The organism is Sphingopyxis sp. LK2115 (assembly GCF_014595975.1).
GTDB lineage: Bacteria > Pseudomonadota > Alphaproteobacteria > Sphingomonadales > Sphingomonadaceae > Sphingopyxis.
The window spans coordinates 58039-65607 of record NZ_JABWGQ010000027.1; the positions used below are offsets into that span (position 1 = coordinate 58039).

Annotated in this window: 9 protein-coding genes and 1 tRNA gene; 4 read left to right on the forward strand and 6 right to left on the reverse strand. The window is 66.9% G+C overall.

Translation table 11 applies throughout. The features are described 5' to 3' along the window. Positions 1-45 precede the first annotated feature (45 nt). A tRNA-Arg gene (locus HUW43_RS04560) sits at positions 46-122 on the forward strand. On the opposite strand, the gene HUW43_RS04565 is transcribed toward HUW43_RS04560, so the two are convergent. The 4 genes from HUW43_RS04565 to HUW43_RS04580 form a co-directional block, all read right to left on the reverse strand. Then, entirely contained in the window at positions 81-1778 is a 1698-nt protein-coding gene (locus tag HUW43_RS04565) for a recombinase family protein (RefSeq protein WP_188236304.1), read from the reverse strand. The genes HUW43_RS04560 and HUW43_RS04565 overlap by 42 nt on opposite strands. A gap of 18 nt (positions 1779-1796) precedes the next feature. After that, positions 1797-2042 (reverse strand): hypothetical protein, encoded by a 246-nt coding sequence (locus HUW43_RS04570; RefSeq protein ID WP_066687107.1) that lies wholly within the window; start codon positions 2040-2042, stop codon positions 1797-1799. 82 nt (positions 2043-2124) lie between these two features. Then, positions 2125-2547 carry a type II toxin-antitoxin system VapC family toxin gene (locus HUW43_RS04575; RefSeq protein WP_066687105.1) on the reverse strand — a complete coding sequence of 141 codons (423 nt, stop codon included), beginning with the start codon at positions 2545-2547 and terminating at the stop codon, positions 2125-2127. Beyond that, positions 2544-2789: a FitA-like ribbon-helix-helix domain-containing protein gene (locus HUW43_RS04580; protein ID WP_171012817.1), complete on the reverse strand. Its 246-nt coding sequence runs from the start codon at positions 2787-2789 to the stop codon at positions 2544-2546. Before HUW43_RS04580 ends, HUW43_RS04575 begins: the two co-directional genes overlap by 4 nt. A 453-nt stretch (positions 2790-3242) precedes the next feature. Here HUW43_RS04580 and HUW43_RS04585 point away from each other — a divergent pair, with 453 nt between their 5' ends. Next, entirely contained in the window at positions 3243-5324 is a 2082-nt protein-coding gene (locus tag HUW43_RS04585) for a ParB/RepB/Spo0J family partition protein (protein ID WP_066687095.1), read from the forward strand. Positions 5325-5435: 111 nt separating this feature from the next. Here the strand turns inward: HUW43_RS04585 and HUW43_RS04590 are convergent, their stop codons facing one another. Together HUW43_RS04590 and HUW43_RS04595 are read right to left on the reverse strand one after the other, a co-directional pair. Beyond that, positions 5436-5765, reverse strand: coding sequence for a YnfA family protein (locus HUW43_RS04590; protein WP_188236299.1), 330 nt, complete (start codon positions 5763-5765; stop codon positions 5436-5438). A 7-nt stretch (positions 5766-5772) separates the two neighbouring features. Then, the gene (locus tag HUW43_RS04595; protein ID WP_137803436.1) at positions 5773-6174 is read right to left on the reverse strand and encodes a MerR family transcriptional regulator; all 402 of its coding nucleotides are present in this window, start codon (positions 6172-6174) and stop codon (positions 5773-5775) included. 68 nt (positions 6175-6242) lie between these two features. On the opposite strand from HUW43_RS04595, the gene HUW43_RS04600 reads away from it, so the two are divergent. Both HUW43_RS04600 and HUW43_RS04605 read left to right on the forward strand, forming a co-directional pair. Beyond that, a complete protein-coding gene (locus HUW43_RS04600) occupies positions 6243-6890 on the forward strand; it encodes a cation transporter (protein ID WP_066687075.1) in 648 nt (215 codons plus the stop codon). A gap of 349 nt (positions 6891-7239) precedes the next feature. After that, a complete protein-coding gene (locus HUW43_RS04605; RefSeq protein ID WP_066687072.1) occupies positions 7240-7539 on the forward strand; it encodes a DUF736 domain-containing protein in 300 nt (99 codons plus the stop codon). The last annotated feature ends 30 nt before the right edge of the window (positions 7540-7569 follow it).

The following is a 7569-nucleotide window of genomic DNA, read 5'->3' on the forward strand; positions in this document are numbered from 1 at the left end:
AGTTGATTGACGCTGAACGCGCGGCCCCGCTACACGGGCCCCGACGCGCCCGTAGCTCAGCAGGATAGAGCATCAGATTCCTAATCTGGGGGCCACAGGTTCGAATCCTGTCGGGCGCGCCATTTCGGTTCAAAGGCACGAACGCCTAGCACCGCCGCCTCTACGCCAGAGGCGGCGGTTAGGGCTCGGAGCAGCTCGCTCCGCAGCCCACGGATGCGGACCTCCTTCCGGCTCACCACTTCAACCCGCTGCGCCACGGCGCGAACCTGATCGCGGGCGAACGTGCCGTCGCCCTGCCGCAGCTTCTTTTTGAGGGCGGCCGCGAAGGCGCGCAGGCTCTCCGGCGTGATCGCCGGGCCGATCTTCGCGATATGGGCCAAGGCGCGCTCGGAATCGCCCTTGGCCTGGTCGCGCGTCGCGGTGAGCTCGGCGATACGATCCTTGAGCGATGGATCGCTCACGTCGATGACGCCGTTCTCAATCGCATCATAGAGGCGCTTGAGCTTCGCTTCCGCCTCGGTCGCACGCCGCTCAAGGTCGGCGACATGCTCGCGGCGCTGGTTAACCCACTCGTCGCGGCGTTCGAGGATCTGATCCATCAGAGCTTCGAGCCGCACCGGGTCGAGCAGCCGGGCTTCGAGATGATCGACCACGGCCTCGTTGAGCCGGTCCATCGGCACCGTGATGCCGGGACAGCCGGTCGCACCCTGCCGCGCCTTCGTCGAGCAGGTATAATAGCGATATTCCCGCCCGACGCTGCTGGTGCCCGTGCGCAGCGTCATCGCGCCGCCGCAGCACGCGCAGAAGCAGATGCCGGTGAGCAGCGTCGGACCGCCCACCGCCATTGGCGCCATCATCTTCGGGCTGCGCGCCTTGAGCGAGCGCTGGACCGCCTCGAACTCGGCTTCCGAGACGATCGCCGGCACTTCCATGATGGCGTGCTCGCTCTCCGGCTTCGGCGTTTTCGTCTTGTGGTCGCGGGTGTTGAAGCGGTGCTGGCCGATATAGGTCGTGCGCGTGAGAACCTGATGCACCGCGCCCAAGCCCCAGCGCCCGCCATCGCGGGTGCGGATGTTGTTTTCGTTGAGCCAGGTGGCGATCGACTTGAGGCCCATGGGGCCGCGGTTATCGACGCCATTGAGCGCCATGCGGTAGATGCGGCGCACCGTCTCGGCCTGGATCGGGTCGATCTCCAGCTTCTTCTTGATCTTCGCGCCGCGCTCGCCGGCCGCGATCACGCGATAGCCGATCGGCGCGCGTGCGCCGTTCCAGAAGCCTTGCCGGGCATTCTCCTTCATCGCCCGCAAAGTGTGCTTGCCGTTCTCCTTTGACTGATACTCGTCGAACAGCGTCATGATCTGACGCATCATCACGCTCATTGGATCGTCGCCCAGATCTTGCGTGATCGAGATGAGTCGCACCCCGTTCTTAGCCAGCTTGCGGACGTAGAACTCGAACTGGAACTGGTCGCGGAAGAAGCGCGAGAAGCTGTGAACGAGAATGACGTTGAACGTCGGCGGCTTGACCATCGCCGCGTCGATCATCGCTTGGAAGGCTGGGCGACGATCATCGGTCGCGGTGTTGCCCGGTTCGACGAACTCGGCCGCGACCTCCCAACCGCGCGACAGGCAGTAGTCTTCGATCTGACGACGCTGGTCGGGAATCGACAAGTCGCTGTCGGCCTGCCGGCCTGTCGAAACGCGCAGGTAAAGAGCAGCGCGGGCGGTCGCGACGACCGGCGCCTCATCCTCGTGTCGTCGCAAGACGGCCTTGGTCATGACGCTTCACTCCTCACTTCACGGTAGCGGCCCCAACAGCTTGTCCAGCTCCTGCCGCATGTGGCCTTCGATCGCGCGCAATTCCGCGTCGCCGATCGGAACTTGCTCGGGCCAATCGTCGGTGACGACGATCTGCCCATCATCCTCGCGCGCTCGGCGCGAAGCCCGGCGTGGCGCGACGCGGTTGGTGTAGTCATGCAGGTCATCCGGGCACTCGGCCCAGCGGCGAGGCGTGCGACGGCGGAGCTTGCGAGGAAGGGCCATCGCGGCAGGCTGCCGCGCGACCGCATCCCGCGCAAAGCCTCTCGCGGGGCGAAGCGCAGATAGGGGCGCGCGACGGCGGGCGTCATGCTTCGCCCCACGGATCGACGACTGTGATCCCACATTCGGCAAAGTCGCGCACATTACGAGTCGCCAGCCGCGCGCCGCGCGAGCGCACGATCGCCGCGATTTGCGCGTCAATCTGGCTGATCGGCTTGCCGCCCTGTTTCCGCCTGGCGGCGATCTCGGGATATGCAAGCGCCGCTTCGGTATCGAACGGCAGCACGCGGCCTGCCAAATCGACCTCGAACATCGGACGCGCAGCCGCCAGCAGATCATCGCGGCGGCGTCCCTCGGGAAGCAGCGCCAAGCCATAGAAGATTTCCGCCTGTGTCAGCGTCGTCGTGAACACGCCTGCCATCGGCTGCTCGGCGATCCACGCCATGACTGTCGGGTCAGGCTCGCGCCGCATCAGCTCCGAAATGACGTTGGTGTCGAGGACGATCATTCGCCGAAGTCCACCGGCCGGATCGCCTCACGGGGCAGGTCAGGCAGATCGACGCCGCCCAGCGCGCCGAAGCGCTCATTGATGGCCTGGCCCAGATTGCGAGGGCGCGGGATTTCGGTCGAGAGCGCCGAGCGCAGGATGTCGCGCGCCTCGTCTTCCATAGAACGGCCGTGCATTGCCGCGCGCAGGCGCAGGCGATTTTTGATCGCATCGTCGATGTTTCGGATCGTCATGACCGCCATGCTGACCTCCATAAGTCAATGACTGCATGTTAGTCGATGAAGGTATAAATTGCAAGATGGGGTTGGCGCCTCCCTGCGGGACCGCCGCTCTATCTCCGCTGCGCTGCGACCGAACCCCTGACGGGTTTCGGCCCTGCCGGGTGACGATCAGCATGGCGGGCGGCGCTGGTGCGCCGGTCGGTCAATCCGCCCCGCGGATTGAGGTTCTTCCAGGCTGCGGAGATCGGCCAAGGCTGCGCCGGCCGATCGCATTGGCGGTCGTTGCACTCCCCGAGATGGGGTGGGCGTCGCTTCCCTCTAGGCCCGCCGCGCCGGGCCGCAACGCGCGTGCCGCGCTTACCTCCTCTGCGTTCCGGCCCTGCGGGTGCTGCCCGGCTCCGCCGGCGGGCCTGCCGGTCGCTCTTTCGCCGCCCACCCCATTCCGGGGTGAGTGCGGTTTGAAGGAGAAGTGTGATGAACGCTGTTACCGAAACCGTTGCCGCCGAGCCTGTGTCGGGCGTCGAGATTTTCGTGCCGCTCGCAAAGCTCAAGAAGTCCCCGCGCAATGCCCGCAAGGTGCCGCACGGAGAAGCCGCTATCGAGGCGCTGGCCGCTTCGATCCAGCACAAGGGGCTGATCCAGAACCTTGTCGTGGAGCCGGAAGTCAAAGAGGACGGGACGCCGACCGGCTATTACCTCGTCACCGCTGGCGAGGGCCGAAGGCTGGCGATGCTGCTGCGCGCCAAGCGCAAGCAGATCAGGAAGTCCGAGCCTGTCCGGTGCTGGCTCGATACGCAGAACGATCCCGCCGAGATCAGTCTGGACGAGAACGTCACCCGGACCCCGATGCACCCCGCCGACCAGTTCGAGCGGTTCCGCGAGCTTGCGGACGGCAAGGGCTGGGGCGCGCAGGAGATCGGCGCGCGGTTCGGCGTATCGGCTGGCGTGGTGAAGCAGCGGCTTCGCCTTGGCGCTGTCTCGCCCAAGCTATTGCAGGTCTATCGTGAGGATGGCCTTACGCTGGACCAGCTTATGGCCTTCGCGATCACCGAGGACCATGCCCGGCAGGAGCAGGTGTTCGAGAACCTGCATCACAATCGCGAGCCGTGGATCATCCGTCGCGATATGACCGCCGCCAACGTGCCCGCCGATGATCGCCGCGCGGTGTTCGTCGGAGCCGACGCCTATATCGAGGCTGGCGGCAACATAATCCGCGACCTGTTCAGCGAGGACCGGGGCGGGTTCTTCGAGGATGCGGGCTTGCTCGACATGCTCGCCGCCGAGAAGCTGCACGAGATCGCGGACGAGGTTCAGGCCGAGGGCTGGAAATGGGCCGAGGCGCATATCGACTATCCCCATGCGCACGGGATGCGGCGTTTCTATCCGCAGACCGTTCCCCTGTCCGATGAGGACGAGGCCCGGCTGGAGGCGCTGTCGATCCAGCATGACGAATTGGCCGAAGGCTATTCGTCCTATGACGAGATGCCCGAGGACCTGGCGGCGAGGCTGGAGGTGGTGTCCGACGAGATCGACGCCATTTCGGCCAAGCGTTCCGCCTACGACGCCAACGTGATCGCGCATGGCGGCGCGTTCGTCGTGCTTCACCATGACGGTACGGTCAGGATCGAGCGCGGTTTCGTCCGAGCCGAGGACGAGGCGCTGGCGGACCCGCAGCCCGAGCCGGAAGCCGAGGGCGACCCGACCGACCCGGAGGCCGTGGAGGACGAGCAGGCCGAGGACGGCGACGAGGACGTGCAGGAGATCGAGGAAGAGGACGAGGAACCGGGCAAGCCGATTTCCGACAGCCTCACCCGCGACCTGTCCGCCTATCGGACGCTGGCCTTACGCGTCGCCCTTGGCGAACGGCCCGATCTGGCGCTGATCGCCTTAACCCACACGCTCACGGCGCAGTTGTTCTACAGCTACGCCGAAGCCGGTTGCCTTGAGGTCCGCCCGACCGTGACGCCGCTTGGCAGCCATGCGGATGGGATCGAGGACACGCCGCTTGCCGCCAAGGCGAACGAGGCCCGCGAGGCGTGGGCCGAGCGGATGCCGCGTGACGTGGCCGACCTGTGGGGCTTCGTGGTCGCGCTGGACGACGAGAAGCGGCTGGCGCTGCTGGCGCATTGCGCGTCCCGCACCGTCAATGCGCTGCGCCTGCCGTGGGACCGCAAGCCTCGTTCGCTGCAAACGGCGGACAGGCTGGCGACGGCGCTGGCGCTGGACGTGGCGAAGGACTGGACGCCGACCGTGGACAGCTACCTTGGCCGCATCACCAAGGCGCATATCGTGGAGGCTGTGACCGAAGGCGTGTCGGAGGACGCCGCCCGCCGTATCGCGGACATGAAGAAGCCGGACATGGCGCAGGCCGCCGAGCAGCTTCTGGCCGGGACCGGCTGGTTGCCTGCGATCCTGCGGACCTCGGAGCCGGAGGCGGAGCAGTCCGCAACCGTCGTGGCCGAGGACGTGGGAAGCGTGGAGCAGCCGTCCGAAGCGGAGGCTCCCGATACCGAAGCGGAGGACGGCGAAGCGTCCTTCGCCGTCGCCGCCGAATAGCGGCATCGGGCCGGGGCCGCGCGAGCGGTCCCGGCCTTTCATTCGCTGCCGCTTTTGCTGTTTGAGGAGCGTCGTCGCTCGCCGGGCCAAGGCCCGGCTCGCGAATGCAGGTCAGGCCGGGCGCGGCCCGAACAGGATCACGGTCGCGCCGACAAGGCAGATGACCGCGCCGGTCACGTCCCAGCGGTCGGGGCGCAGCCCTTCGACCGCCCACAACCAGCCGAGCGAGGCCGCGATATAAACGCCGCCATAGGCAGCATAGGCGCGTCCCGCCGCATCGCTGTCCACCAGCGTCAGCAGCCAGGCGAACAGCGCCAGCGAGATCATGCCCGGCACGATCCACAACGGCGACTTGCCGAGGCGGAGCCATGCCCAGAACGAATAGCATCCGGCGATCTCGGCCAGGGCCGCGCCGACATAGGCAAAGGGCGTGAACGTCATAGGCTCCCTATCCGTTGTGGGGCGCAAGCGCCTCGATGATGCGGCAGTCCGCGACCGTGCCGCCCCCGCATGAGGTGATGAGCGCGGCCAGCTCCCGGCGCAACGCCGTCAGATCGGCGATCTTGCGCTCGACTTCGCTGAGATGGTCGCGGGCGAGCGCATCGACCGTTGCACAGTCCCGGCCGCGATCGTCCGACAGCGAGAGCAGCGCGCGCACCTGGTCGAGCGGGAAGCCGAGATCGCGGGCGCGGCGGATGAAGCTCAGCCGCCCCAGCTCGACCGCGTCATAGGCGCGGTAGTTGCCGCCGGTGCGCGGAGGCTTCGGCAACAGCCCGATCCGCTCATAATAGCGGATCGTTTCCACCTTCGTGTCCGTCGCCTTGCCCAGCTCGCCGATGGTGAGCGCCATAGCCTTGACCCTGTAGTTGCTACAGGGTGCATATAGCCTGTCGCATCGAACGAATCGAGGTGACGATCATGGCAGGCGGATGCTGCGGCGGCTGCGAGACGACCGCGCCGACCAGGGACAAGGCATGGCGGCGCGTGCTGTGGATCGCGCTTGCGATCAATGCCAGCATGTTCGCGGTCGAGATCGTCGCCGGTGTCGCGGCGCACTCGGCCGCGCTCAAGGCCGATGCGCTCGACTTCCTCGGCGACAGCGCCAACTACGCGATCAGCCTCGGCGTCGCCGGCATGGCGCTGCAATGGCGCGCGCGGGCCGCGTTGCTTAAGGGGGCGTCCCTGTTGCTGCTCGGCCTGTGGATTCTCGGCAGCACCGTCTGGATGGCGATGACTGGTGCCTTGCCGCAGGCCGAGACGATGGGCGTCATCGGTGTGCTTGCGCTGTTCGCCAATCTCGTCTGCGCCGTCATGCTGTGGCGGCACCGTGACGGCGACGCCAACCGCAGATCGGTGTGGATCTGCTCGCGCAACGACGCGATCGGCAACATCGCCGTGGTGGCCGCCGCGCTCGGCGTGTTCGGCACCGGGACGGCCTGGCCGGACATCGCGGTCGCCGTGATCCTTGCCGGGCTTGGTGTCAGCGGCGGATGGCAGATCGTCCGTCAGGCGCGCGCCGAGCTGCGCGGGATCGCATCTCCGGGGCGGGAGCAAGTCGCCCTCTAGCCCGCCGGCCGGTGTCTGGATGTGGAGTCGGTCTCATCGCCCCTTGCTCGCTCTGCACCTTGGCGAGTGCCGATGGTCAGAGCGCGATTCCTTGCCAGTGCCGACACGACGCTGCGGCCTCTCCAATGGCTTGATCTAAGCGGGCCGGCTTCGCCTCGATCGTCTTGGCGCAACAGCGCCGCGCGGCTTTTTTCCGCCGCCTTCGGCTTTGCATCGCGAAGCAAAAAAGCCGCGCTCCGCCGTCCGGCGCTTCGCTGGGCCGCAAGCGGTGCGCGTCCGATCGTCCCTGCTTCACCGATCGCCATCGAGGCCGCGGCGGTCGTGGCCCGAAAGCGAAAGGAACTTCGACATGGCGACCATCGGCACCTTCACCCAGGCGGCCAACGGCTCCTTCACCGGAACCATCAAGACGCTCACCCTCAACGCCAAGGCCACCCTCCGGCCGATCGATAAGGAGAGCGAGAAGGCCCCAGACTACCGCCTCGCGGTCGGTTCCGTCGAGTGCGGCGCGGGATGGAAGAAGACCAGCCGCGAGAACCGCGACTACATCTCGGTCAAGCTGGACGATCCCGCCTTCCCGGCGCCGATCTACGCCACTCTATCAGAGACCGAGACCGCCGGCGAATACGCGCTGATCTGGTCCCGCTGACCCCGACACGGCGCCCCGCTCCATTGGAGC